The organism is Tenacibaculum sp. SG-28 (assembly GCF_002954385.1).
GTDB lineage: Bacteria > Bacteroidota > Bacteroidia > Flavobacteriales > Flavobacteriaceae > Polaribacter.
The window spans coordinates 78,930-102,504 of the sequence record NZ_MQVY01000004.1 but is presented as its reverse complement, the minus strand read 5'-3'; the positions used below and the strand labels follow the sequence as shown (position 1 = coordinate 102,504).

Genomic DNA, 23,575 nt, shown 5'->3' with positions numbered 1-23,575 from the left:
CACTCTTTTCTATAAGTAAACTTCAGAACCTTTATCTTTAAACTCCTCTGATTTTTCTTGCATCCCTTTCGCAAAAACCTCCTCACCTTCAACGTTATTTGCAGCTGCAAAATCACGTACCTCTTGTGAGATTTTCATAGAACAAAATTTAGGTCCACACATCGAGCAGAAATGCGCAATTTTTGCTCCCTCTGCTGGTAGTGTTTCATCGTGATATTCTCGTGCTAATTCTGGATCTAAACCAAGATTGAATTGATCTTCCCATCGGAATTCAAAACGCGCTTTACTAAGTGCATCATCTCGATGCTGTGCTCCTGGATGTCCTTTTGCCAAATCTGCCGCATGTGCTGCTAATTTGTAGGTAACTACTCCTGTTCGTACATCCTCTTTGTTAGGTAGACCTAAATGTTCTTTTGGTGTTACATAACACAACATAGCACAACCAAACCATCCAATCATGGCAGCACCTATTCCTGAGGTGATGTGGTCGTACCCAGGAGCAATATCTGTGGTTAATGGACCTAACGTGTAAAATGGAGCTTCATCGCAAGCTTCTAACTGTTTGTCCATATTTGCTTTAATCATATGCATTGGAACGTGACCAGGCCCCTCAATAAAACACTGTACCTCGTGTTTTCTCGCAATTTTAGTAAGTTCTCCAAGGGTTTCTAACTCGGCAAACTGCGCCTCATCGTTCGCATCTGCTATAGACCCAGGACGTAAGCCATCTCCCAATGAAAAAGCAACATCGTATGCTTTCATTATCTCACAAATTTCCTCAAAATGTGTGTAGAGGAAACTTTCTTTATGATGGGCTAAACACCATTTAGCCATAATAGAACCCCCTCTTGAGACGATACCGGTAACTCTTTTTGCTGTCATGGGAACATAACGTAAAAGAACACCAGCGTGAATGGTAAAGTAATCTACACCCTGTTCGGCTTGTTCAATTAAAGTATCTCTAAAAATCTCCCAAGTTAAGTCTTCTGCTACACCATTCACTTTTTCGAGTGCTTGGTATATTGGAACTGTTCCTACTGGTACCGGAGAATTCCTAATAATCCATTCTCGTGTTTCATGAATATTTTTACCCGTAGATAAATCCATAATGTTATCCGCACCCCAACGACAGGCCCAGACCGCTTTTTCTACCTCTTCTTCAATAGACGAAGTCGTTGCAGAATTTCCAATATTAGCGTTTATTTTCACCAAGAAATTTCGTCCTAAAATCATGGGTTCTGCTTCCGGATGGTTTATGTTAGAAGGAATAACAGCTCTTCCGCGAGCTACCTCTTCTCTAACAAATTCTGGGGTGATTTTTTTTGGAATACTAGCACCGAAATCTTGCCCAGGATGTTGCTTGGTCAAACGTGTCATTTCGTCAATTCGTTGGTTCTCACGAATTGCGATATACTCCATCTCTGGAGTTATTATTCCTTGTTTAGCGTAATGCAATTGCGTTACGTTTTTTCCTTTTTTAGCTCGCAGCGGTTTGTTTAAATGATTAAATCGTAAGTGATCTAAAGAAGGATCATTTAATCTTTTATTACAATATTGAGAAGAAAATTCTGGTAATTCTTCAACGTCACCTCTACTTCTTATCCAAGATTCCCTGATGCGTTCTAGACCATCATGAATGTTAATAGACTTCTCCGGATCGGTATATGGCCCTGAAGTATCATATACGGTAACAGGTTCGTTTGGAGTTCTCTTTTTAGTCATAGAATCTACGGTATCACTTAAAGTTATCTCTCGCATTGCAACTTGAATTTCAGGATGTATTTCCCCTTTTACATAAATTTTTTTTGAATTTGGAAATGGATTTCTGGTGATTCCATTTTGCTTTGGAGCTGTATCTTTTTTCTTCATGGTAAGAATATATTGTTTTGTTAGTGTTTGTTGTTTCGAAAAGTACTATCCGCCCTGGGTGGAAGTTATAATTAATACCGTATCGTTGTTCTTTACAATTTTGGAGGACCAATCTTCTTTTTTTACTACAGAGCTGTTTACTGCAACAGCAATTCCGCTTGAGGAAATTTGCATTTTCGCTACTAATTCTTGAATACTTAGTTCTGCATCAAATTTTTTTTGTAGGTCGTTTACTTGTATAGATATCATAAAAAATCATTAATTAAGTAAACCAAAGGAAGGAATAATAGAAATAAAAACTTAGTGCCAAAAGACATAAGCCAACTTTTCCCTACGCTGGTATTAACCATATCAGGTTCCAAGGATATTTCTCAAACTGAATGATCAGTTACTCCTAAAGTTTACAAATTCAAAGATACTAGTTTCTTTTAAAGCAGAAAAAAAAATTATTTTTAGAAAAAACACTCCTACTTGTTTGGGGTACGCTTAAGACAATATTTACCTCTTTAATACCTCTTACTCAAACATCTCATTTGTAGAAAAAGTGAAAGTAATAACAGCCAAAGATTTCCTTAGGCTACTCAAAAAAACTCAGTTGCGAAATTTAGCAGTATTAATCCTGAATAAAAGGACATCAAGGACAAAATACTGGTATTGTATTTACGCAGGTATACAATAATGCATAAAGAAGCATGGAACCGAAAAAAATCGAATGTGAAAAGTACCTACAAACTACATCCGAAAGAAAAATTTTACCTCAAAAAAAGCAGTACTAAAAACAAAAAAGAGAAGGGATACAACATCACGACCAAACTACGAATTACGCCTCAAGGAATAAGTTATAAAATTAGAATGTGTACTATCGTTTATTTCGAAAAAATCCACCCTTAGGAATTATACTTTAAAAGGGCCTATACATCGCATATAGCCCCTTGTTTTTTAATCGATATTAATCAAGCGAAAGTCTTCCAAATCTCGGTTACCGATTCAAGAATATCAAAAGCCGTTTCGGCCATCTTATTACCTTTTAAATCTAACAATGGATTTATCTCTACAATCTCCAAACAAGCAACCTTTTTACTTTCCATAAGCTTCTCTATAATAGTGATTACTTCGTCTGGATCAAAGCCTTTTGGAACAGGAGTTCCTGTACCGTAGGAAATCATATCACAATCCATGCCGTCTACATCAAAAGAAACGTAAAGGATATCACAATCACTTAGTCTTTGTAACGACTCGGTAACACATACTTCAAGGCCTCGATATCGAACTTCAGCAACTTTGTAGTTCTTTATGCCCAATTTTTCAATTTGCTTATCTTCCGGTTCTTCTGTATCTCTTACACCAAAATAAACAATGTGCTCTGGCAATACCTTTTGACCATGAACACCAATATTTTTCATTCTTTCCCATAACTCTGCGGTTTCCCTATCAACATCGTTTATAAGACAGTCCAAATTATCGTCTGCTATTGCAGCAGCTAAGGGCATCCCATGAATATTTCCTGAGGGTGAAGTATACGGTGAATGCAAATCAGCATGCGCATCTATCCAAATAACCCCAACCGTTTTATTTGGGTTAGCGGCCTTAACACCACTAATAGTACCAAGGGCAGAAGAATGATCACCTGATAAAACAACCGGGAAGTTATTTTCCTGTAAGTTTACTTTTACATGGTTAGAAAGTCTTTTACACTGGTTAAAAACACTTTCAATTCTTTTTGCAAAGGAATTATTAACCTTGTTGTAAATAGACTCATTCTCTGTAATTACATCTTCAAAATTATATTGTTCGAAATAATTACTTCCTTTATTTATGGCTGCGATTTCTAAAGCATCAATTCCCATATCAGAGCCTCGTGTTCCTGCTCCAATATCCGATCGATTCTTGATGATTTTTACTTCTTTCATTTGATTTTTATGTGCTAAATAAAAATGTCATTTAACTATAAATGACATTTTTATTTTTATCTTTTGTCTAAAGGTACAAATGGACGATAATTTTCACCAGAATATATCTGACGTGGTCTTCCAATTGGTTCTTTGCGTAAACGCATTTCTTTCCATTGTGCAATCCAACCTGGCAGGCGGCCTAAGGCAAACATTACCGTAAACATTTCGACCGGAATTCCCATAGCTCTGTAGATGATTCCTGAATAAAAATCTACGTTAGGATACAGCTTTCTATCTACAAAATAGGCATCATTTAAAGCTTCTTGCTCTAAACCTTTGGCTATATCTAATACCGGATCTTGTACTCCAAGATCACCTAATACTTCATCTGCAGCTACTTTAATAATTTTTGCCCTTGGATCAAAATTCTTATACACTCTGTGTCCGAAGCCCATCAATCGGAAAGGATCTTCCTTGTCTTTCGCTTTACCCATGTACTTTTTGGTATCGCCACCATCCTTCTTAATAGCTTCTAACATTTCTAATACTGCCTGGTTTGCTCCCCCATGAAGAGGCCCCCATAATGCAGATATTCCTGCAGAAATAGAAGCAAAAAGACCAGCATGAGATGACCCCACAATACGAACCGTAGAAGTAGAACAATTTTGCTCGTGATCTGCGTGTAATATTAATAATTTATCTAGTGCATTTTTTACAATAGGATTGATGTCGTACTCCTCGTTAGGCTTCTCGAACATCATTTTCATCACATTCTCAACATATCCTAATTTACGAGATCCGTAGTGTAATGGCAACCCGTTTAATTTGCGCATTGTCCAAGCAACTAAAACAGGGAATTTCCCCATTATTTTTACAATTGCATTGTACATATCTTCTTCTGAATCTACATTTACAGAAGAAGGATTGAAAGCTGTTAACGAAGATGTTAATGACGATAACACACCCATTGGATGCGCATTTTTAGGGAATGCATCAATTATTTTTTTAATATCATCATCCACAATCGCATTATCTAGTATGTCATTGTAAAATTTATCTAACTGGGCTTTTGTCGGTAAATCACCGAATATTAAAAGATAGGCTACCTCTAAAAAATCCGCTTTCTCTGCTAACTCTTCAATAGAATATCCTCTATATCTCAAAATTCCCTTTTCTCCATCTAAAAATGTTATAGCACTTTGACAAGAACCTGTGTTTTTGAAACCTGGGTCAATGGTAACAACACCATTGGAAACTGCTCTTAATGTTTTTATATCGATAGCTGTTTCATTTTCAGTTCCTTGTATTAGGGGGAATTCATAGGTGTTTTCGCCAATTTGTAGTTTTGCTATATCTGACATTATATATTTATATTTTTTTAATTGAAGTGAGTTGCGAAGATACCATTTTTTTGTAAATTTTGAAAAAGGGAACCCAATACTTTTTAGTCCTAAAAAATAAATGGTATTATTTTATAGATATGATAAAAAACAATCCCTAAGACCAGAAGCCTTAGGGATTTTAAGAATAAAATATGTGTTGATTATTGTATTTTAAAAGCCTTTTTTTGTGGGTAAAAAGCGATGTCTGCCAGGTTTTCTTCAATACGTAATAACTGATTGTATTTGGCCATGCGATCAGAACGAGATGCAGATCCTGTTTTTATTTGCCCGGTATTAAGTGCTACCGCTAAATCTGCTATGGTATTATCCTCAGTTTCCCCTGATCTATGACTCATGACAGAGGTGTATCCGGCATTATGAGCCATGTTTACCGCAGCGATGGTTTCTGTTAATGTTCCGATTTGATTAACTTTAATAAGAATAGAATTTGCGATTCCATTTTCTATTCCTCTTGCGAGTCTCTCTACGTTGGTTACGAACAAGTCATCTCCTACAAGTTGTACTTTATCCCCTATCTTCTCCGTAAGGTATTTCCAACCATCCCAATCATTTTCATCCATTCCATCTTCAATAGATATAATAGGATACTTTTCAGTTAATTCCGCTAAGTAGTTTGCTTGTTCCTCACTGCTGCGAATTTGTCCTTTGTCTCCTTCAAATTTTGTATAATCGTAGGTACTATTTACATAAAACTCTGCCGCCGCACAGTCTAAAGCTATCATAATTTCGTCTCCAAAAGAATACCCAGCGTTTTTAGTAGCTAGTGCTATAGTTTCTATGGCGTCCTCTGTTCCATTTAAGGTAGGTGCAAAACCACCTTCATCACCTACTGCAGTAGAAAGACCTCTATCGTGCAATACCTTTTTTAAATGATGAAAAATTTCAGATCCAATTTGCATCGCTTGTGAAAAGGTAGCTGCTTTAACCGGCATGATCATGAATTCCTGAAAAGCAATCGGTGCATCGGAATGCGAACCGCCGTTGATAATATTCATCATTGGAACTGGCATAGTATTGGCAGAAACACCACCTACATAGCGATACAAAGGCAATCCTAACTCGTTTGCAGCAGCTTTTGCGACCGCTAGCGATACCCCTAAAATAGCATTAGCCCCTAATTTTGATTTATTTGGAGTTCCGTCTAAATCGATCATAATTTTATCGACTAGATTTTGCTCAAAAACAGATACTCCTAATAACTCTTCGGCGATTAGCGTATTTACATTTTCAACTGCTTTTAATACTCCTTTTCCCATATAGGTATTACCTCCATCACGTAACTCGACTGCTTCGTGCTCACCAGTAGATGCTCCCGATGGTACTGCAGCTCGACCCTGAATCCCATTTTCGGTTGTTACGTCTACCTCTACCGTAGGATTTCCTCTTGAATCAAAAATTTGACGTGCGTGGATGTTTATAATAATACTCATAATTATATATTTATTTTTCTAGAATTGACGGTAGCAATTTACAAAATACTACACGTTTCTCTGTGAATTAATAGGTGATTTTGCGAAAACGTTATCAAAGACAAATTCCCGTTAGAAAAACGGGAATTTTATTATGCTTTTGATTTTTTTATATTTTCAATGAATTGATCGAACAAATATTCTGCGTCGTTTGGTCCCGGGCTTGCCTCGGGATGGTATTGCACAGAAAATACGTTTTTACTTTTCATTTTTATGCCTGCAACAGTATGATCATTTAGATGTACATGTGTTATTTCGACATCTCCATGCGCTTCGGTCTCTTCTCTATTAATAGCAAAACCGTGATTTTGAGAAGTAATTTCGCCTTTACCAGTTACTAAGTTTTTAACTGGATGGTTAATCCCTCTATGTCCATTGTGCATTTTATAGGTAGAAATACCATTTGCTAAGGCAATAACTTGATGCCCTAGACATATACCAAACAAAGGAAGGTCTCTGGCGATAATTTCTCTTGCTAGGTTTTGCGCATCTACTAGCGGCTCAGGATCCCCAGGGCCATTAGAAATAAAATATCCATCTGGAGAGAAATTTTGCATCTCTTCAAAAGAGGCATTGTATGGATATACCTTAATATAAGCTCCTCTCTTGGCTAAGTTTCTTAAAATATTTTTCTTAATTCCGATATCTAAAGCAGATATCTTTAATGGAGCATTTTCGTCACCAACAAAATAAGGCTCTGTGGTAGAAACCTTTGAAGCCAACTCTAGTCCTTCCATTTTTGGAGTTCTCGCTAATTGCTCTTTTAGAGCATCTATATTTTCTATATCGGTAGAAATAATCGCATTCATCGCACCATTCTCTCTAATGTAGGAAACTAATGCTCTGGTATCGACATCCGAAATAGCTACTAAATTGTGTTTAACAAACCAATCCTTTAAGCTTCCATTGGAATCAGGACGGGAATGAATGAAACTAAAATTTCTACATACTAAACCGGATATCTTAATTCCTTCCGATTCAACTTCTCTATCGTTTACACCATAATTTCCGATGTGTGCATTGGTGGTTACCATTATCTGTCCGTAATACGACGGATCAGTAAAAATTTCCTGGTACCCAGTCATACCGGTATTAAAACAGATTTCTGCGGTAGCAGTTCCTTCTATTCCGATAGATTTTCCATAAAAAATAGTTCCATCTGCTAATAAAACTAATGCTTTGTTACGTGGCTGGTATTTCATTTAGTGTGTTGTATAATTTGTTTGCAAAAATATAAAAAAGGGATAAACATAAAATGTTCATCCCTTTAATATGATTGCTAAAAATTTTCATTTTTATTCTTCTTCTTGGCTTGCTTGTGTTTCGACAGCAGCTGGAGTTTCAGCCTTTTTACCACCTCCACGACGGCTTCGACGTGTAGACTTTTTAGCCTTATTTCCTTTTGGATTGTATAACTCGTTGTAATCTACTAGTTCTACCATTGCCATAGGAGCGTTATCTCCTTGACGGTTTCCTAATTTGATGATACGAACATATCCTCCTGGTCTATCCGCTACCTTAACAGAAATCTCTTTGAAAAGTTCTGTCACTGCAAATTTGTTACGCAAATAACTAAAAACAACTCGACGGTTGTGTGTAGTGTCTGCTTTTGATTTGGTAATTAGAGGCTCTACGAATTTACGCAAAGCTTTGGCTTTTGCTTCTGTAGTGTTAATTCGTTTATGCTCTATTAAAGAACAAGCCATATTAGACAACATTGCTTTTCTATGTGCTGTCTTTCTACCTAAATGATTAAATTTCTTTCCGTGTCTCATGACATTTGGGTTTAGCTTTCATCTTGCTTCTACTTCCTATAAAGGAGCAAAATATGAAAGGTTAATCTCTATCTAATTTATATTTACTTAAATCCATTCCAAAATTAAGGCCTTTATTATGCACTAACTCTTCTAACTCAGTTAATGATTTTTTACCAAAGTTTCTAAACTTCATTAAGTCACTTTTATTGAATGATACTAAATCTCCTAAAGTATCTACTTCTGCCGCTTTTAAACAGTTTAACGCACGTACTGAAAGATCCATATCTACTAATTTGGTCTTTAACAATTGACGCATGTGTAATGATTCCTCATCGTATGTCTCGGTTTGGGCTATTTCATCAGCTTCCAGAGTAATACGCTCATCAGAGAATAACATAAAATGGTGAATTAAAATTTTTGCTGCCTCGGTTAAAGCATCCTTAGGATTTATAGATCCATCGGTATCTATGTCAAAAATTAATTTTTCATAATCTGTTTTCTGCTCTACACGAAAGTTTTCTATCGCGTATTTTACATTCTTAATTGGTGTGTAAATAGAATCTGTAAAGATAGTTCCCATAGGACTACCCGTACGTTTATTCTCTTCAGCAGGTACAAAACCTCTACCTTTTTCGATAGTAATTTCAGCACCTAAGCTAACAGACTTATCCATGTTACATATCACTAACTCTGGATTTAAAACTTGAAAACCTGAGATAAACTTTTGCAAGTCTCCTGCGGTTAATTGTTCTTGTCCTGAAACAGAAATAGATACAGTTTCTCTATCAGTATCTTCAATCTGCTTTTTGAAACGAACTTGTTTTAAGTTCAAAATTATTTCAGTAACATCTTCAACAACACCTTGAATAGTTGAAAATTCATGATCGACTCCGTCGACACGCAATGACGTAATAGCGAAACCTTCTAAAGAAGATAACAAAACTCTACGCAGTGCATTACCTACTGTTAAGCCGAAACCAGGTTCTAAAGGTCTGAACTCAAATCTACCAGAAAAATCTGTAGATTCAATCATGATAACTTTATCTGGTTTTTGAAAATTTAAAATTGCCATATATTAGTTCTTCGTTTTAATTGTTATTTAGTTGCGCGGTTTGAAAGTGTGAAGAATGTCTAACAAACCCTTTGGCTAAATACCAATATTGTTAATTATTATTTAGAGTATAATTCTACAATTAATTGCTCTTTGATGTTCTCAGGAATCTGTAATCTCTCTGGAGCTTTGATAAAAGTACCAGATTTTTGGTCTGCATTCCACGATAACCATTCGTATACATTACTATTAGCAGCTAATGCATTTTCAATAGCCTCTAATGATTTAGATTTTTCTCTTACGGCTACTACATCTCCAGCTTTTAATCGGTAAGAAGGAATGTTAACGATTTCACCATTCACAGTAATATGACGGTGAGAAACCAATTGACGACCTGCTCTTCTTGAATTAGCAATACCTAAACGGAACACTACATTGTCTAAACGAGACTCACATAACTGCAATAAAACTTCACCAGTAATACCCTTAGAGGCTGATGCTTTTTTAAATAAGTTACTGAATTGACGCTCTAAAATACCGTAGGTATATTTCGCTTTTTGCTTTTCCATTAATTGAATCGCATATTCTGATTTCTTTCCTCTTCTCTTACCAACTCCATGTTGTCCTGGAGGATAGTTTCTTTTTTCGAAGTTCTTATCGTCTCCGAAAAATTGCTTCGCCAAATTTACGAGCAATCTTTGTTTTTGGTCCTGTATATCTTGCCATTTCTATTAAATTGAGTAGGGATTATGAATTAAGGCGTACTCCTTCGATAATCGTATATCCTACTTAGGTTAAAATTATTAATAATTAAAATTAAGCATATAAGCTGCGATAAATCAGCTTATACTCTTCTTCTTTTAGGTGGACGACATCCATTGTGAGGAATTGGTGTAACATCGATAATTTCTGTTACTTCGATTCCAGCATTATGGATAGATCTGATTGCAGATTCTCTTCCGTTACCTGGTCCTTTTACATATACTTTAACTTTACGTAAACCAGCTTCTTTTGCAACTGATGCACAATCTTCAGCAGCTAATTGAGCTGCGTAAGGAGTATTCTTTTTAGAACCTCTAAAGCCCATTTTTCCAGCTGAAGACCAAGAGATAACATCTCCTTTTTTATTTGTTAAAGATATAATGATATTGTTGAATGATGCAGTTACGTGTGCTTCACCTACTGACTCAATTACAACTTTACGTTTCTTTGTTACTTTAGACTTTGCCATAATTCTTTACAATTGTAAAAAATAATCAAGGATTATTTTTTCTTGTTAGCTACAGTTTTTCTCTTACCTTTTCTTGTACGAGAGTTATTCTTAGTTCTTTGCCCTCTTAGTGGTAATCCAAGTCTGTGACGAATACCCCTTTGACATCCGATGTCCATTAAACGCTTAATGCTTAATTGAACTTCAGAACGTAACTCACCCTCTATAGTGTAAGTTCCAACTTGCTCACGAATTGCTGCAATTTGATCATCAGTCCAATCTTGAACTTTGATACTCTCATCAATATTTGCAGTAGCTAAAATCTCTTTAGCTCTACTGTTTCCTATACCAAAGATATAAGTTAAAGCTATAACTCCTCTTTTATTCTTTGGAATATCTATACCTGCGATTCTTGCCATAACTAACCTTGTCTTTGTTTAAATCTAGGATTCTTTTTGTTTATTACATATAATCTGCCCTTTCTGCGAACAATTTTGCAGTCGGCACTTCTTTTTTTCAATGATGCTCTTACTTTCATCAGTTTTGTGTTTTAATATCTGTAAGTAATTCTTGCTTTAGATAAATCATAAGGACTCATTTCTAATTTTACCTTATCTCCTGGTAATAATTTGATGTAATGCATACGCATTTTACCCGAAATGTGAGCCGTAACAATATGTCCGTTCTCTAATTCTACACGAAACATAGCATTTGATAATGCTTCTGTAATCGTTCCGTCTTGTTGAATAGCTGGTTGTTTAGCCATATTACTTTAATGATTTTCTGTTACTATTACCCGTTTTCATTAAACCGTCATAACGACTGTTTAATAGATACGAATTAATTTGCTGAATAGTGTCAATCGCCACTCCTACCATAATTATCAAGGAAGTTCCACCATAAAACATCGCCCAGTTTTGCGTTACGCCAAACTTAACGATAATTGCCGGCAATATAGAAAGTGCTGCTAAGAATAAAGAACCTGGAAAGGTAATTTTTGATAGAACTGAATCTAAAAAATTAGCCGTTTCTTCTCCTGGTTTATATCCTGGCACGAATCCATTACTCCTCTTTAAATCTTCTGCCATTTTATTCGTTGGAATTGTAATAGCCGTGTAAAAATAACTAAAGATAATAATTAGGATAGCGAATATAACGTTATACCATAAACCGAAATTATCAGCTAAACTATTTAAAGCAGGGTATTTCTGACCCAATGCTACCGGTAAAAACATAATTGCTTGGGCAAATATGATCGGCATTACACCTGCGGCGTTTAACTTTAAAGGAATATACTGTCTTGCGCCATCTACATCCTTGATGTTTGTAACAGCTGTACGTCGAGCATATTGCACTGCAACTTTACGAACTGCAGTTACTAATAAAACGGTTAATAAAATTACGACAAACCAAACGATTAATTCGATTAAGATCATCATGACACCACCTCCTCCGGCATTTTCTGTTTTCGAAACTACCTCCTGAAGGAAAGCTACTGGGAAGTTAGCAATAATACCTACTGTAATTAGTAACGATATCCCGTTACCAACACCTTTATCAGTAATTCGCTCACCTAACCACATAGCAAATATGGTTCCTGCGGTTAATAAAATCATAGAAGAAACCCAGAAAGTTGCACCACCTACTAAAAAAGCAGAATCTGGCAAACCGAATTGCGTCTGAATTAATCCAATATACCTGGTCCTTGGAACATGGTAATTAAAATTGTTAACCAACGAGTGATTTGTGTAATCTTTTTTCTTCCACTCTCTCCATCTTTTTGAAGTTTTTGTAAATAAGGTACCGCGATACCCATTAATTGCACAACAATAGATGCAGAAATGTATGGCATTATACCAAGGGCCATGACTGACGCTCTAGCAAATGCACCACCTGTAAATGCGTTTAATAAACCTAAAAGACCGCCTCCAGCTTGATCTTTTAATGCTGTTAGTTGGGTTGGATCTATTCCAGGTAAAGGAACAGCTGCCATAAACCTATAAACAGCAATTAAACCAATGGTTAAAAGAATTTTTTCCTTTAACTCCTCAATCTTGAAAATGTCTTTTAAAGTATTTATAAAATTCATCATTTACAGTTTTCTTATAAGGTAACCGCCTCTCCACCAGCAGCTTCAATAGCTGACTTAGCAGATGCAGTAAATTTGTGTACAGTGATATTTAATTTAGCTTTTAACTCGCCACGACCTAGAACTTTAACTAAATCATTTTTACGAGCTAAACGGTTTTCAACCAACACCTCTAAAGAAACAGTGTCAGTGATTTTACCACTATCTACTAAATTTTGTAATGTATCTAGATTTACACCAACATACTCTTTGCGATTGATGTTTGTAAATCCAAATTTAGGAACACGTCTTTGTAGTGGCATTTGACCACCTTCGAATCCTATTTTACGAGAATATCCTGAACGAGATTTAGCTCCTTTATGACCTCTTGTAGAGGTACCTCCGTGACCAGACCCTTCACCACGAGCGATTCTTTTACCGCTTTTTGTAGATCCCGATGCTGGTTTTAAGTTATGTAAACTCATCTTATATTATCTTATTTAATTTCTTCTACAGAAACTAAGTGTTTAACTTTATTTACCATTCCCAAAATTGTAGCCGACGCATCGTGTTCTACAGTTTGGTTAATTTTACGTAAACCTAACGCCTCTAGGGTTCTTTTTTGATTTTTAAGGCGACCAATTTTACTCTTAACTTGTGTAACTTTAATTTTACTCATCGTCTTAAATTTTAACCGTTAAAAACTTTCTCTAAAGAAATCCCTCTTTGCTGTGCAATCGTGTGAGCACTTCTCAATTGTAAAAGTGCGTCAAAAGTTGCTTTAACAACGTTATGCGGATTTGATGATCCTTGAGACTTAGATAATACATCTTTTACTCCTACTGATTCTAATACGGCACGAACTGCTCCACCGGCAATAACTCCCGTACCATGAGATGCAGGCTTGATGAATACTTTTGCACCACCAAATTTACCTTTTTGTTCATGTGGCAAAGTTCCGTCTAAGATAGGTATGCGTACTAAATTCTTTTTCGCATCTTCTACTGCTTTCGCAATGGCAGAAGCAACGTCTTTAGACTTCCCTAATCCATGTCCAACTACACCGTTACCATCTCCTACAACAACAATTGCAGAAAAACCAAAAGCTCTACCACCTTTAGTTACTTTGGTAACACGTTGAACGCCTACTAATTTATCAACAAGCTCTAATCCGCTTGGTTTTACTCTTTCTACGTTTTTATATCCTAACATAATATAATTTCTTAAAATTTTAAACCAGCTTCTCTAGCAGCATCTGCTAATACTTTAACTCTTCCGTGGTATAAATATCCATTACGATCAAAGGATACAGTTTCTACACCAGCTTTTACAGCTTTTTCGGCGATAGACTTACCTACAGCGGTTGCAGCTTCTGCTTTAGAACCAGATGTAATTTCTTTATCTCTCGATGAAACAGAAGCTAAAGTTACTCCAGCCACGTCATCGATTAATTGTGCATAAATCTCTTTGTTACTTCTGAAAACAGACAACCTTGGTTTCTCAGCTGTTCCAGTAACTATCTTTCTTATTCTATGCTTAATACGTTGTCTTCTTTCAAGCTTTGATAATGCCATAATAATTTCTCTTAATTTATTATGCAGATTTACCTGCTTTTCTTCTTAATACTTCTCCTACAAACTTAATTCCTTTTCCTTTGTAAGGCTCTGGCTTACGGAAAGAACGGATTTTTGCAGCTACTTGACCAACTAGTTGCTTGTCGTGCGAAGTTAACTTAATGATTGGGTTTTTTCCCTTTTCAGAAATAGTTTCTACTTTAACTTCAGGAGCTAAATTTAGAACGATATTGTGCGAAAAACCTAAAGCTAAATCTAACTTTTGGCCTTGATTAGACGCTCTATATCCTACACCTACTAATTCTAATTCTTTAGTATAGCCCTTGCTAACACCTTCTACCATATTCACAATTAGTGATCGGTATAATCCGTGTGCTGCTTTGTGCTCTTTACTATCTGATGGCCTTTTTACTAAAACAGTACCATCTTCAATTGTTACAGTAATATCAGAAGTAAGCTTTTGTGAAAGCTCTCCTAATTTACCTTTTACTGTTACCACGTTATCGTTTACTTTAACTTCAACACCTTGTGGCAATGCGATTGGATTATTTCCTATTCTACTCATTTCTACAAAATGTTTTTAGTAAACGTAACACAATACTTCTCCACCTACGTTTTCAAGACGTGCTTTCTTATTGGTCATCACACCTTTCGATGTAGACACAATAGCAATACCAAGGCCATTTAAAACTCTTGGCATTTCTTTAGCAGCAACGTACTTTCGTAAACCAGGTGTAGATACTCTTTGAATTTTCCTAATAACCGACTCTTTCGTGGTTCTGTCGTACTTTAAAGCTATCTTGATAGACCCTTGAACAGAATCGTCATTGAATTGATAACTTAAAACGTACCCTTGATCGAACAAAATTTTGGTCATTTCCTTCTTCAGTTTAGAAGCAGGAATCTCTACTACTCTATGCCCAGCTGCAATAGCATTTCTGACACGAGTAAGATAATCCGCGATTGGATCTGTGTACATAATTAATTAAATTGTGGTTTTGGTTTTTAATAACTTCTATTGTTCCTACGAAAGTCGTAGCTATTAAACCTGAAACCAGTTAATACTTGATTTACTGTTGTTTATGTATTTCATTGCGTTTGTGATTGCCAAAGCAAATTTTGTAAGGTTCTCGACAAGACACAATTACCCCATAAAAAACAGAGTGCAAATATACATAAAGTTTTTGAAATTCAAACCATTTTTACAATTATCGTTTTGAGTATTAATTTATTGTAAAAATCATACCACAAAAGAAATATTAGTAAACTATTTTATCGATTGTAATTTTTTCTTTTTGATTATTAAGATTTACTATTTTAATTTCTTTTGTCTGATGAGGCAAGCCGTAATTTTGATAGATTGTATACTTTAAAAAAACGGGATTAATATCAGATTCTTTCGATAAAGAGGTTATATTTATAATCCATTCTCCTTCAGGTGCGGAAGCTTTATCAATTATAAATTCCTCCATATATATTCCCGATGAAACCTCTTGTAATAGTTTTTCTCGATTCTCTAAGAAACTATGATTCCAGGTGAAATATTTCTTATTTGGATCTACAAATTGTACTTCAAATTCAATATTTTTATCATTCCATTCAAATACTATTCGAAAATCATTATCTAGTTTTTTATCAAAAATATCATCCGGTAAATTCTGAAAATTCACCTCGGATTTATGACTCATTAATAAATGACGAACCTCATTTTTAATTGCTCTTTGAAATTCAATCATCCCTGAATCCAAAGATGTGTTGGAAAGTAACTTTTTATATAAAACCATTGCTTGTTCATGAGCACCAGTCAAATCATAAAGTACAGCTAAATCTCGATAAGATTGTAGCTCATTAGGAAGTAACTCTAATATTCTTTCATAGATATGTGTTGCTTCTTTTAACTTTCCTATTTCCTCTAACTTAAAAGCTAATGTTTTTAATGCCTTTGGATTATCATAAGCAATTTCTGCAATATTAGACAATACTTGATATGCCGTATCTTTATTCCATTGCATAAAATGATTCGCTACATCTAGATAAAAAGGAACAGAAAAAGAACGATTATCCTCCTTTGCCCTTAGATATAAAGAATGAGCTACATCGAAATTCTCTGTATCCAAAAGACCGTTTATATATACAGATTGCTGAAAAACATCCTCTAAAAGAGGAACCGTTTCTTCATATTCGTTTCCAGATACTAAAGCTGAATTTCCATTTTTGGTTTTATTAGCGAAACCTGATTTTGTTCTCACAACAATTACACCATTAGCTCCTGCTGAACCGTATCTTATCGAAGCAGACAATCCCTTTAAAACATATACAGCCTTAATTCGTTGTGGACTTAAAAAGTTTAAATCACTTATTATACCTCCATCGAGTATAAATAATGGATCAGAGGCCGGAGAGGAAATACTAGAATTTAAACTTCTAACTAATCGAAAACTAGCATTAACTCTTGAACCCGATACAAAGATCCCAGGTATACGTCGCATCAAATCACTAAAGAAAATATCTGATGGACGAATATCTTTATCTAAAAGATAAGACCCTTGCAGAGATGCATGATTAAACCCTTCTAATGCCATAAGAGCGTTTTCTTCATTTCTTTCTTCCCTTCTCTTTTTGTTTAATTCATCTTCATCCAATGCAACTTCGTCCAGTAATTCTCCATCTATCTCTAATTTAACATCTATGTTTTTTTTGCTGCAACTAGCATCTCTTTTGATTTCATTCCTAAACGTGTTACCTGGAGCGTATCATTGTATTTTGCAGGAATTGAATAAGAACCATCTTCTTTAGACAGAACTTCAACAAAAGTATTTTTAATCCGTATAGATGCATTATAAACGGGGCCATTAAAGTCGTATACTTTACCATAAATATTTCCTGAAGTTGAAGAGGAATTGTATACTTGCGTATCCTCAATATTTTGGGTCATAAAATTAAGTCCTGCTTTTACAGGAGTATTACTTAAATTTACAAAATATCCTTCCGACAAAAATGCCAGCTCTTGTAAGAAAACAGAATCCGAATCTAAATTAGAGTTTATACAAAAAATAGGAATAGAGGTATCTAATTCGGGGTGGCTTAATGTTGCATATCCATCAGAGAACAATAAAGCAGCATCGTATTTAGAATCTAAATCCTTAGGTAAAAGTGAATAACTAGTAGCACCATCATATTTTAAACTTCTCAGGTAGGATACTATTGTTGAAGATTTCCCTCTGTTTAAAGTAAATGATTTATGATTTGTGATTATAGAATTAAAAGCAATTACATCAATATCCGCATTGTTCACCCATTTAAAATATTCTTCCAATAGTTCGAACTCTCTTTCTTTGTTATCTTTTGAAGACATAGACAATGAGGTATCCCATAAAAGTAATAATCTTGATGGAGTATCTCGTTTAACAAACTTTTTTTGTTTTTTATCTGGATAGGATGTAAGCATACTAAAATTCATGAATACATTAGGAATTTTAACCCACTTATCCTGACTTATATACTTGGTAAAAGTTGGTCCTTTACCTGAATTTCCACCAATAACAAATCCAAGAGTATCACCGTAAACTTCAACTAACTCAATACTAACGATAATATCGTCATTAACAATTATGTTATATGGCCATAAATCAATTTTTTCAATTCCTTCTTTGATAGAGACAGTATGATATATTTCGGAATTTAAAATATTTTTTCTAGGATATCCTTTATTGAATTCATAAAGATTAATCCTAAGCTTAATACTATCGGAGACATTTTCAAGAATACGAATTCGCAAATCTTTTAATTTAGAGTTTTTTTCATAAATCTTAATACGAGAGGCAATCTCGCCACCAAGCGCCATATCACCCTTCCAATATCCAATTGTTTTAGGGTCAGGAACTAAACTTCCTACATTCTTGTCTTTTGTAACGGATGAAGTCAGACTCACCTCGTTTAATTCAATTTCCTTAGATGATAAATACAATTTGTTAGTTGTATCTAAGGCACGAAATAGATCTTTAGCTTTGATTTTTAGAGATTCATAACCTAAATGTGAAAACTGAAGAATTTCACCTTCCCATACTTTATCCTCATCGTACTTTAATGTAAAAAAACCTTTTTCGTTAGTAACAGTACCAATGCCTTTTCCTAAAAATCCGACATTTACATATGGAATAGGAACCTTAGTAGTTTCATCAAGAACATACGCTTCAATAGTAATTTCATATTGGGCATGAACTGGTAATAGTGTGATAATAAAAAATAGAGTAGTAATAAATGATTTCATAGAAAATTTGTTTGTTTTTAGAATTGTTATTTTATTAAATAAAACACAATATGATCTTTTTATAGCTTTTAATAAAATTATAAAAAAATCAATAAAAATCCAATAAAATCATAAAAAAAACAAAGAATTAACAAAAAAACAGTAATAATTATATAAAAAGACTACAATTTGCAACACTATTTTCATTAATAAAATATAAAACTGCTAAAAATATTCTCAAAATAAATAATATATAAGAAATTTAGATTTGTTTTAAAAAAAGTCATGCTTATATAAGCATGACTTTTTTTTTATAGGTCGGTTCTTACCAACTAGCTTTTTTAACCCCAGGAATTAATCCTTGGTTTGCCATTTCACGGAAAGTAACACGTGAAATACCGAATTGACGCATATACCCTTTAGGACGACCCGTTAATTTACAACGATTGTGCTGTCTTATCGGAGATGCGTTCTTTGGTAACTTTTGTAACGCTTCATAGTCTCCAGCTTCTTTTAAAGCTTTTCTCTTTTCCGCATACTTTGCTACCATTTTAGCTCTTTTGCGCTCGCGCGCTTTCATTGATTCTTTAGCCATCTTTTAGTTCTTTTTAAATGGTAAACCTAATTCTCCTAATAATGATTTAGCTTCTTTATCAGTAGTTGCAGAAGTTACAAACGTAATATCCATACCACTAATTTTTTTAACTTGATCAATATTGATTTCTGGGTAAATGATTTGCTCAGTAATTCCTAAATTGTAATTACCTCTACCATCAAAACCATTAGCTTTTATTCCGTTGAAGTCTCTTACTCGTGGTAAAGAGGCTGTAATTAAACGGTCTAAAAACTCATACATTTTAACACCTCGTAACGTAACTTTAGCACCGATTGGCATACCTTTACGTAATTTGAAGTTGGCAATGTCTTTTTTCGAAATTGTAGAAACTGCTTTTTGACCAGTAATCGTTGTTAACTCCTCAACAGCGTATTCTATTAATTTCTTATCTGCTATAGCTGCTCCAACACCTTTACTAACTACGATTTTCTGTAGCTTAGGTACTTGCATTACATTGCTATAACCGAACTCATCAGTAAGAGCTTTGATAACTCTGCTCTGGTACTCTTCCTTTAATCTTGGTACGTAACTCATGGTTATATTGCTTTATCTGATTTTTTCGAAAATCTAACTTTTTTATCACCTTCCATTTTATAACCAACTCTTACTGCCTCACCGTTTTCCACTAAAGCAACGTTAGATATATGTAAAGGTGCCTCCTTTTTTACAATTCCTCCTTGTGGATTTGCAGCACTTGGCTTTGTGTGTTTAGATATCATATTGACACCTTCCACTAAAACTCTGTCCTTATCTTTAAGAATTTGTAAAACTTTACCTTCAGATCCTTTGTGATCTCCTGCTAGAACTTTAACAGTATCTCCTGATTTAATTTTGAACTTCTTCATCTTAAATACATTATTAAAGCACCTCTGGTGCAAGTGATACGATCTTCATAAATTGTTTCTCGCGTAATTCACGAGCAACAGGTCCAAATACACGTGTACCTCTCATTTCCTCGGTTGGATTTAATAGTACACAAGCATTATCATCAAAACGGATATATGATCCGTCTTTACGTCTAACTTCTTTCTTAGTACGAACAACAACTGCACGAGAAACTTGACCTTTCTTCACAGTTCCGTTTGGAGTTGCAGATTTAACCGTAACAACGATTTTGTCTCCAACGCTAGCGTAACGCTTTTTTGTTCCTCCTAAAACTCTAATCACTAAAACTTCTTTTGCTCCAGTGTTATCTGCTACTTTTAATCTTGATTCTGTCTGTAACATATTATTTAGCTCTTTCTAGGATTTCTACTAATCTCCAACGTTTAGATTTACTTAATGGACGAGTTTCCATTATTTTTACAGTATCACCTTCGTTGCAATCGTTATTCTCGTCATGTGCAACATACTTTTTCGTCTTTAAAACGAACTTTCCGTACATTGGGTGTTTAACTCTTTTTACCTCGCTAACAACGATAGATTTCTCCATCTTGCTGCTTGATACAACACCTATTCTCTCTTTTCTAAGATTTCTTTTTTCCATCTTTAAAACTGACTAGAATTATTGTAATTCTCTTTTAGTTAATTCTGTAGCAATTCTTGCTACAGTTCTTCTTAAGCTACGTAACTCTAAAGGATTCTCCAATGGAGTTAGGGCGTGAGCATCTTAAGATCATTATAATTCTTTTTTAACGCCGCGAACTTTTCTTGTAAGTCAGCGATTGATAATTCTTTAATTTCTGATTGTTTCATGTTCTATAGAATTAAGCGTTAAAATCAAAATCTCTTGCAACTACAAACTTCGTTTTTACTGGAAGTTTTTGTGCTGCTAAACGTAAGGCTTCTTTTGCAACTTCCATTGGCACACCACCAACTTCAAACAAAATTCGACCTGGTTTTACTACTGCAACGAAATGATCAGGTGCACCTTTACCTTTACCCATACGTACTTCTAATGGTTTTTTGGTAATAGGCTTGTCTGGAAAAATTTTAATCCATAGTTGCCCTTCTCTTTTCATATAACGAGTTGCCGCGATACGAGCTGCTTCTATTTGGCGCGAGGTAAGTAAGTTCTGGTCTAGAGATTTGATACCAAACATTCCATTAGAAAGCTGAGTACCTCTACCTGAGTTACCACTCATATTACCCTTGCCCTTTTGAACTCTACGGAACTTTACTCTTTTTGGCTGTAACATGTGTAATTTCTTTTAAAAAATTATTTTCTTCTACGAGGTTGACGTTTTCCTCCTTTGTTAGAATTACCTTTTTGCTTTGATAATCCAACTAATGGAGATAACTCACGCTTTCCATAAACCTCACCTTTCATTATCCATACTTTTACACCGATTCTTCCGTATGTAGTATGTGATTCAACAAGTGCATAATCGATATCTGCTCTAAAAGTAGAAAGTGGAATTCTTCCTTCTTTGTAGTGCTCAGAACGTGCCATTTCAGCACCGTTTAAACGACCAGACAACTGAACTTTGATACCTTCTGCGTTCATGCGCATAGCAGCAGCAATTGCCATTTTAGTAGCTCTTTTGTAAGAAATTCTATTCTCAATCTGACGTGCAATACTAGATGCTACTAATTTTGCATCTAATTCTGGACGCTTGATTTCAAATATATTAATTTGAACTTCCTTACCAGTAATTTTCTTAAGCTCTTCTTTTAACTTGTCTACCTCTTGTCCACCTTTTCCGATAATGATACCAGGTCTAGCGGTAGTGATAGTAACGGTTACAAGTTTAAGCGTACGCTCAATAATTACACGAGAAACACTTGCCTTAGATAATCTAGCGTAAATATACTTTCTTATCTTGTCATCTTCAGCAATTTTATCGCCGTAGTCATTTCCACCATACCAGTTAGATTCCCATCCTCTGATGATTCCTAAACGATTTCCTATTGGATTTGTTTTTTGTCCCATTTCTACTTTGATTAATTACTGTTATTTTTAGCACCTAACTCTAAGGTTACGTGGTTAGAACGTTTTCTAATTCTGTGTGCACGTCCTTGCGGAGCTGGTCTTAACCTTTTTAACATTCCAGCGCTATCTACGTATATAGATTTAACGAATAGTCCTGCGTCTTCGATACTTGCGTCTTCGTTTTTAGCTTGCCAGTTGGCGATAGCTGATAACAATAACTTTTCTAAGTTACGAGATGCTTCTTTCGGGCTGAATTTTAAGATTTGTAGAGCTTTTTCCACTTCTACTCCTCTAACTAAATCTGCTACCAAGCGCATTTTTCTTGGTGATGTAGGACAGTTAGTAAGCTTAGCAAAAGCTTTTTGCTTTCTAGCTTCCTTTAACTGCGTTGCCATGTTGTGTTTACGACTTCCCATAATTTCCTACTATTTTTTACCTTTATTTTTTGCACCTGCATGTCCTCTAAAAGAACGAGTTGGTGAAAATTCTCCTAATTTATGACCTACCATGTTTTCTGTTACGTAAACAGGTACAAACTGACGTCCGTTATGCACAGCGATAGTTTGTCCAACGAAATCAGGAGTAATCATACTTGCTCTAGACCAAGTTTTAATTACTGATTTACTTCCAGATTCAACGTTAGCTAACACTTTCTTCTCTAACTTATAGTGAACGTAAGGTCCTTTTTTTAATGATCTTGCCATGACTTATTATTTCTTTCTACGTTCTATAATATACTTATTACTAGCTTTGGTTTTTGATCTAGTCTTAAATCCTTTTGCAGGAATACCATTTCTAGATCTTGGGTGACCTCCTGAAGAACGTCCTTCACCACCACCCATTGGGTGATCAACAGGGTTCATTCTTACTGCGTTGGTTCTAGGTCTTCTTCCTAACCATCTACTTCTACCAGCTTTACCAGAAACTAACAATTGGTGGTCTGAATTAGACACTACCCCAATAGTAGCTTTACAAGTTAACAAGATTAATCTTGTCTCTCCTGAAGGTAGTTTAACAGTTGCATATTTTCCGTCTCTTGCCATTAATTGTGCAAAAGACCCAGCAGAACGAGCCATTACAGCGCCTTGTCCTGGATGTAATTCAATACAAGATATTGTAGTACCTAAAGGAATATCGCTTAAATACATAGCATTTCCAACCTCTGGCATTACTTCTTTACCGGAAACTATAGTCTGACCTACTTTTAATCCGTTTTGAGCAATTACATAACGTTTTTCTCCATCAGCATAAACCACTAAGGCAATAAATGCAGTACGATTTGGATCGTACTCAATAGTTTTTACTGTAGCAGGAATACCTTCCTTGTTTCTTTTGAAATCAATGATACGATATTTTTGTTTATGACCACCACCAATATTACGGGTAGTCATTCTTCCCTGATTGTTTCGACCTCCAGATCGTTTTTTCGGAGCTAATAAAGATTTCTCCGGCTTATCAGTAGTTATGGTGTCGAACCCATTTACTACTCTAAAACGCTGACCTGGTGTTATTGGTTTTAATTTTCTAACTGACATTCTGTCTTTT

The 23,575-nt window shown here is 35.1% G+C and carries 30 protein-coding genes, 3 pseudogenes and 1 riboswitch; all 33 genes and pseudogenes read right to left on the bottom strand.

The annotated features are described in order from the left end of the window. Positions 1–9 precede the first annotated feature (9 nt). The gene (thiC, locus tag BSU00_RS10425; protein WP_105004333.1) at positions 10–1,869 is read right to left on the bottom strand and encodes a phosphomethylpyrimidine synthase ThiC; all 1,860 of its coding nucleotides are present in this window, start codon (positions 1,867–1,869) and stop codon (positions 10–12) included. A 45-nt stretch (positions 1,870–1,914) separates the two neighbouring features. Beyond that, positions 1,915–2,118 (bottom strand): sulfur carrier protein ThiS, encoded by a 204-nt coding sequence (gene thiS, locus BSU00_RS10420; protein WP_105004332.1) that lies wholly within the window; start codon positions 2,116–2,118, stop codon positions 1,915–1,917. Between the two features lie 62 nt (positions 2,119–2,180). Beyond that, a riboswitch (TPP riboswitch) is annotated at positions 2,181–2,275 on the bottom strand. 547 nt (positions 2,276–2,822) lie between these two features. Next, positions 2,823–3,779, bottom strand: a complete 957-nt coding sequence (gene rocF / locus BSU00_RS10410; protein ID WP_105004330.1) for an arginase — start codon at positions 3,777–3,779, stop codon at positions 2,823–2,825. A gap of 56 nt (positions 3,780–3,835) precedes the next feature. Next, positions 3,836–5,122, bottom strand: a complete 1,287-nt coding sequence (locus BSU00_RS10405) for a citrate synthase (protein WP_105004329.1) — start codon at positions 5,120–5,122, stop codon at positions 3,836–3,838. Between the two features lie 182 nt (positions 5,123–5,304). Next, on the bottom strand, positions 5,305–6,594 hold the full coding sequence (eno, locus tag BSU00_RS10400) for a phosphopyruvate hydratase (protein WP_105004328.1): 1,290 nt from the start codon (positions 6,592–6,594) through the stop codon (positions 5,305–5,307). A gap of 131 nt (positions 6,595–6,725) precedes the next feature. Beyond that, entirely contained in the window at positions 6,726–7,835 is a 1,110-nt protein-coding gene (carA, locus tag BSU00_RS10395; RefSeq protein WP_105004327.1) for a glutamine-hydrolyzing carbamoyl-phosphate synthase small subunit, read from the bottom strand. Positions 7,836–7,928: 93 nt separating this feature from the next. Next, positions 7,929–8,408, bottom strand: coding sequence for a 50S ribosomal protein L17 (gene rplQ / locus BSU00_RS10390; protein WP_105004326.1), 480 nt, complete (start codon positions 8,406–8,408; stop codon positions 7,929–7,931). A 61-nt stretch (positions 8,409–8,469) separates the two neighbouring features. Then, entirely contained in the window at positions 8,470–9,462 is a 993-nt protein-coding gene (locus tag BSU00_RS10385) for a DNA-directed RNA polymerase subunit alpha (RefSeq protein WP_105004325.1), read from the bottom strand. A gap of 98 nt (positions 9,463–9,560) precedes the next feature. Continuing rightward, positions 9,561–10,167, bottom strand: a pseudogene (rpsD, locus tag BSU00_RS10380) (30S ribosomal protein S4). A gap of 118 nt (positions 10,168–10,285) precedes the next feature. Then, entirely contained in the window at positions 10,286–10,672 is a 387-nt protein-coding gene (gene rpsK / locus BSU00_RS10375; RefSeq protein ID WP_105004324.1) for a 30S ribosomal protein S11, read from the bottom strand. Between the two features lie 32 nt (positions 10,673–10,704). Continuing rightward, positions 10,705–11,070 carry a 30S ribosomal protein S13 gene (rpsM, locus tag BSU00_RS10370; RefSeq protein WP_105004323.1) on the bottom strand — a complete coding sequence of 122 codons (366 nt, stop codon included), beginning with the start codon at positions 11,068–11,070 and terminating at the stop codon, positions 10,705–10,707. A 2-nt stretch (positions 11,071–11,072) separates the two neighbouring features. Beyond that, positions 11,073–11,189, bottom strand: coding sequence for a type B 50S ribosomal protein L36 (gene ykgO / locus BSU00_RS10365; RefSeq protein ID WP_010181906.1), 117 nt, complete (start codon positions 11,187–11,189; stop codon positions 11,073–11,075). A gap of 12 nt (positions 11,190–11,201) precedes the next feature. Beyond that, entirely contained in the window at positions 11,202–11,417 is a 216-nt protein-coding gene (infA, locus tag BSU00_RS10360; RefSeq protein WP_024740627.1) for a translation initiation factor IF-1, read from the bottom strand. A gap of 1 nt (position 11,418) precedes the next feature. Continuing rightward, a pseudogene (gene secY, locus BSU00_RS10355) lies at positions 11,419–12,740 on the bottom strand (preprotein translocase subunit SecY). A gap of 14 nt (positions 12,741–12,754) precedes the next feature. Next, complete coding sequence (rplO, locus tag BSU00_RS10350; RefSeq protein ID WP_105004322.1) at positions 12,755–13,204, bottom strand: 50S ribosomal protein L15; 450 nt, start codon at positions 13,202–13,204, stop codon at positions 12,755–12,757. A gap of 11 nt (positions 13,205–13,215) precedes the next feature. Further along, entirely contained in the window at positions 13,216–13,398 is a 183-nt protein-coding gene (gene rpmD, locus BSU00_RS10345) for a 50S ribosomal protein L30 (protein ID WP_105004321.1), read from the bottom strand. 11 nt (positions 13,399–13,409) lie between these two features. Beyond that, the gene (gene rpsE, locus BSU00_RS10340) at positions 13,410–13,931 is read right to left on the bottom strand and encodes a 30S ribosomal protein S5 (protein ID WP_199176788.1); all 522 of its coding nucleotides are present in this window, start codon (positions 13,929–13,931) and stop codon (positions 13,410–13,412) included. 11 nt (positions 13,932–13,942) lie between these two features. Beyond that, a complete protein-coding gene (gene rplR / locus BSU00_RS10335; RefSeq protein WP_105004319.1) occupies positions 13,943–14,293 on the bottom strand; it encodes a 50S ribosomal protein L18 in 351 nt (116 codons plus the stop codon). A 19-nt stretch (positions 14,294–14,312) separates the two neighbouring features. Continuing rightward, positions 14,313–14,858, bottom strand: a complete 546-nt coding sequence (rplF, locus tag BSU00_RS10330) for a 50S ribosomal protein L6 (RefSeq protein WP_105004318.1) — start codon at positions 14,856–14,858, stop codon at positions 14,313–14,315. Positions 14,859–14,873: 15 nt separating this feature from the next. Continuing rightward, positions 14,874–15,272: a 30S ribosomal protein S8 gene (rpsH, locus tag BSU00_RS10325; RefSeq protein ID WP_105004317.1), complete on the bottom strand. Its 399-nt coding sequence runs from the start codon at positions 15,270–15,272 to the stop codon at positions 14,874–14,876. 280 nt (positions 15,273–15,552) lie between these two features. Beyond that, the gene (locus BSU00_RS10320; RefSeq protein WP_105004316.1) at positions 15,553–16,935 is read right to left on the bottom strand and encodes a TonB-dependent receptor plug domain-containing protein; all 1,383 of its coding nucleotides are present in this window, start codon (positions 16,933–16,935) and stop codon (positions 15,553–15,555) included. A 44-nt stretch (positions 16,936–16,979) separates the two neighbouring features. Continuing rightward, complete coding sequence (locus BSU00_RS10315; RefSeq protein ID WP_105004315.1) at positions 16,980–18,563, bottom strand: carboxypeptidase-like regulatory domain-containing protein; 1,584 nt, start codon at positions 18,561–18,563, stop codon at positions 16,980–16,982. 304 nt (positions 18,564–18,867) lie between these two features. Continuing rightward, positions 18,868–19,137: a 30S ribosomal protein S14 gene (rpsN, locus tag BSU00_RS10310; protein WP_105004314.1), complete on the bottom strand. Its 270-nt coding sequence runs from the start codon at positions 19,135–19,137 to the stop codon at positions 18,868–18,870. Positions 19,138–19,140: 3 nt separating this feature from the next. Then, on the bottom strand, positions 19,141–19,692 hold the full coding sequence (gene rplE / locus BSU00_RS10305; RefSeq protein WP_105004313.1) for a 50S ribosomal protein L5: 552 nt from the start codon (positions 19,690–19,692) through the stop codon (positions 19,141–19,143). Positions 19,693–19,694: 2 nt separating this feature from the next. Further along, complete coding sequence (gene rplX / locus BSU00_RS10300) at positions 19,695–20,003, bottom strand: 50S ribosomal protein L24 (protein WP_105004312.1); 309 nt, start codon at positions 20,001–20,003, stop codon at positions 19,695–19,697. A 13-nt stretch (positions 20,004–20,016) separates the two neighbouring features. After that, the gene (gene rplN, locus BSU00_RS10295) at positions 20,017–20,385 is read right to left on the bottom strand and encodes a 50S ribosomal protein L14 (protein WP_093868908.1); all 369 of its coding nucleotides are present in this window, start codon (positions 20,383–20,385) and stop codon (positions 20,017–20,019) included. A 1-nt stretch (position 20,386) separates the two neighbouring features. Continuing rightward, positions 20,387–20,644, bottom strand: a complete 258-nt coding sequence (gene rpsQ, locus BSU00_RS10290) for a 30S ribosomal protein S17 (RefSeq protein ID WP_105004311.1) — start codon at positions 20,642–20,644, stop codon at positions 20,387–20,389. An 18-nt stretch (positions 20,645–20,662) separates the two neighbouring features. Further along, a pseudogene (rpmC, locus tag BSU00_RS10285) lies at positions 20,663–20,853 on the bottom strand (50S ribosomal protein L29). 11 nt (positions 20,854–20,864) lie between these two features. Beyond that, positions 20,865–21,296, bottom strand: coding sequence for a 50S ribosomal protein L16 (gene rplP, locus BSU00_RS10280; RefSeq protein WP_105004310.1), 432 nt, complete (start codon positions 21,294–21,296; stop codon positions 20,865–20,867). Between the two features lie 20 nt (positions 21,297–21,316). Then, positions 21,317–22,030, bottom strand: a complete 714-nt coding sequence (gene rpsC, locus BSU00_RS10275; RefSeq protein ID WP_105004309.1) for a 30S ribosomal protein S3 — start codon at positions 22,028–22,030, stop codon at positions 21,317–21,319. Between the two features lie 11 nt (positions 22,031–22,041). Then, the gene (gene rplV / locus BSU00_RS10270) at positions 22,042–22,446 is read right to left on the bottom strand and encodes a 50S ribosomal protein L22 (protein WP_105004308.1); all 405 of its coding nucleotides are present in this window, start codon (positions 22,444–22,446) and stop codon (positions 22,042–22,044) included. A gap of 9 nt (positions 22,447–22,455) precedes the next feature. Then, entirely contained in the window at positions 22,456–22,734 is a 279-nt protein-coding gene (gene rpsS, locus BSU00_RS10265) for a 30S ribosomal protein S19 (RefSeq protein ID WP_105004307.1), read from the bottom strand. 6 nt (positions 22,735–22,740) lie between these two features. After that, positions 22,741–23,565: a 50S ribosomal protein L2 gene (gene rplB, locus BSU00_RS10260; RefSeq protein WP_105004306.1), complete on the bottom strand. Its 825-nt coding sequence runs from the start codon at positions 23,563–23,565 to the stop codon at positions 22,741–22,743. Positions 23,566–23,575 lie beyond the last annotated feature (10 nt).

Excerpts from the sequence above, each read along its gene's own strand:
- thiC (WP_105004333.1), bottom strand. The coding sequence starts at position 1,869 with ATGAAGAAAAAAGATACAGCTCCAAAGCAAAATGGAATCACCAGAAAT.
- thiS (WP_105004332.1), bottom strand. The coding sequence starts at position 2,118 with ATGATATCTATACAAGTAAACGACCTACAAAAAAAATTTGATGCAGAA.
- rocF (WP_105004330.1), bottom strand. The coding sequence starts at position 3,779 with ATGAAAGAAGTAAAAATCATCAAGAATCGATCGGATATTGGAGCAGGA.
- BSU00_RS10405 (WP_105004329.1), bottom strand. The coding sequence starts at position 5,122 with ATGTCAGATATAGCAAAACTACAAATTGGCGAAAACACCTATGAATTC.
- eno (WP_105004328.1), bottom strand. The coding sequence starts at position 6,594 with ATGAGTATTATTATAAACATCCACGCACGTCAAATTTTTGATTCAAGA.
- carA (WP_105004327.1), bottom strand. The coding sequence starts at position 7,835 with ATGAAATACCAGCCACGTAACAAAGCATTAGTTTTATTAGCAGATGGA.
- rplQ (WP_105004326.1), bottom strand. The coding sequence starts at position 8,408 with ATGAGACACGGAAAGAAATTTAATCATTTAGGTAGAAAGACAGCACAT.
- BSU00_RS10385 (WP_105004325.1), bottom strand. The coding sequence starts at position 9,462 with ATGGCAATTTTAAATTTTCAAAAACCAGATAAAGTTATCATGATTGAA.
- rpsK (WP_105004324.1), bottom strand. The coding sequence starts at position 10,672 with ATGGCAAAGTCTAAAGTAACAAAGAAACGTAAAGTTGTAATTGAGTCA.
- rpsM (WP_105004323.1), bottom strand. The coding sequence starts at position 11,070 with ATGGCAAGAATCGCAGGTATAGATATTCCAAAGAATAAAAGAGGAGTT.
- ykgO (WP_010181906.1), bottom strand. The coding sequence starts at position 11,189 with ATGAAAGTAAGAGCATCATTGAAAAAAAGAAGTGCCGACTGCAAAATT.
- infA (WP_024740627.1), bottom strand. The coding sequence starts at position 11,417 with ATGGCTAAACAACCAGCTATTCAACAAGACGGAACGATTACAGAAGCA.
- rplO (WP_105004322.1), bottom strand. The coding sequence starts at position 13,204 with ATGAGTTTACATAACTTAAAACCAGCATCGGGATCTACAAAAAGCGGT.
- rpmD (WP_105004321.1), bottom strand. The coding sequence starts at position 13,398 with ATGAGTAAAATTAAAGTTACACAAGTTAAGAGTAAAATTGGTCGCCTT.
- rpsE (WP_199176788.1), bottom strand. The coding sequence starts at position 13,931 with ATGTTAGGATATAAAAACGTAGAAAGAGTAAAACCAAGCGGATTAGAG.
- rplR (WP_105004319.1), bottom strand. The coding sequence starts at position 14,293 with ATGGCATTATCAAAGCTTGAAAGAAGACAACGTATTAAGCATAGAATA.
- rplF (WP_105004318.1), bottom strand. The coding sequence starts at position 14,858 with ATGAGTAGAATAGGAAATAATCCAATCGCATTGCCACAAGGTGTTGAA.
- rpsH (WP_105004317.1), bottom strand. The coding sequence starts at position 15,272 with ATGTACACAGATCCAATCGCGGATTATCTTACTCGTGTCAGAAATGCT.
- BSU00_RS10315 (WP_105004315.1), bottom strand. The coding sequence starts at position 18,563 with ATGAAATCATTTATTACTACTCTATTTTTTATTATCACACTATTACCA.
- rpsN (WP_105004314.1), bottom strand. The coding sequence starts at position 19,137 with ATGGCTAAAGAATCAATGAAAGCGCGCGAGCGCAAAAGAGCTAAAATG.
- rplE (WP_105004313.1), bottom strand. The coding sequence starts at position 19,692 with ATGAGTTACGTACCAAGATTAAAGGAAGAGTACCAGAGCAGAGTTATC.
- rplX (WP_105004312.1), bottom strand. The coding sequence starts at position 20,003 with ATGAAGAAGTTCAAAATTAAATCAGGAGATACTGTTAAAGTTCTAGCA.
- rplN (WP_093868908.1), bottom strand. The coding sequence starts at position 20,385 with ATGTTACAGACAGAATCAAGATTAAAAGTAGCAGATAACACTGGAGCA.
- rpsQ (WP_105004311.1), bottom strand. The coding sequence starts at position 20,644 with ATGGAAAAAAGAAATCTTAGAAAAGAGAGAATAGGTGTTGTATCAAGC.
- rplP (WP_105004310.1), bottom strand. The coding sequence starts at position 21,296 with ATGTTACAGCCAAAAAGAGTAAAGTTCCGTAGAGTTCAAAAGGGCAAG.
- rpsC (WP_105004309.1), bottom strand. The coding sequence starts at position 22,030 with ATGGGACAAAAAACAAATCCAATAGGAAATCGTTTAGGAATCATCAGA.
- rplV (WP_105004308.1), bottom strand. The coding sequence starts at position 22,446 with ATGGGAAGTCGTAAACACAACATGGCAACGCAGTTAAAGGAAGCTAGA.
- rpsS (WP_105004307.1), bottom strand. The coding sequence starts at position 22,734 with ATGGCAAGATCATTAAAAAAAGGACCTTACGTTCACTATAAGTTAGAG.
- rplB (WP_105004306.1), bottom strand. The coding sequence starts at position 23,565 with ATGTCAGTTAGAAAATTAAAACCAATAACACCAGGTCAGCGTTTTAGA.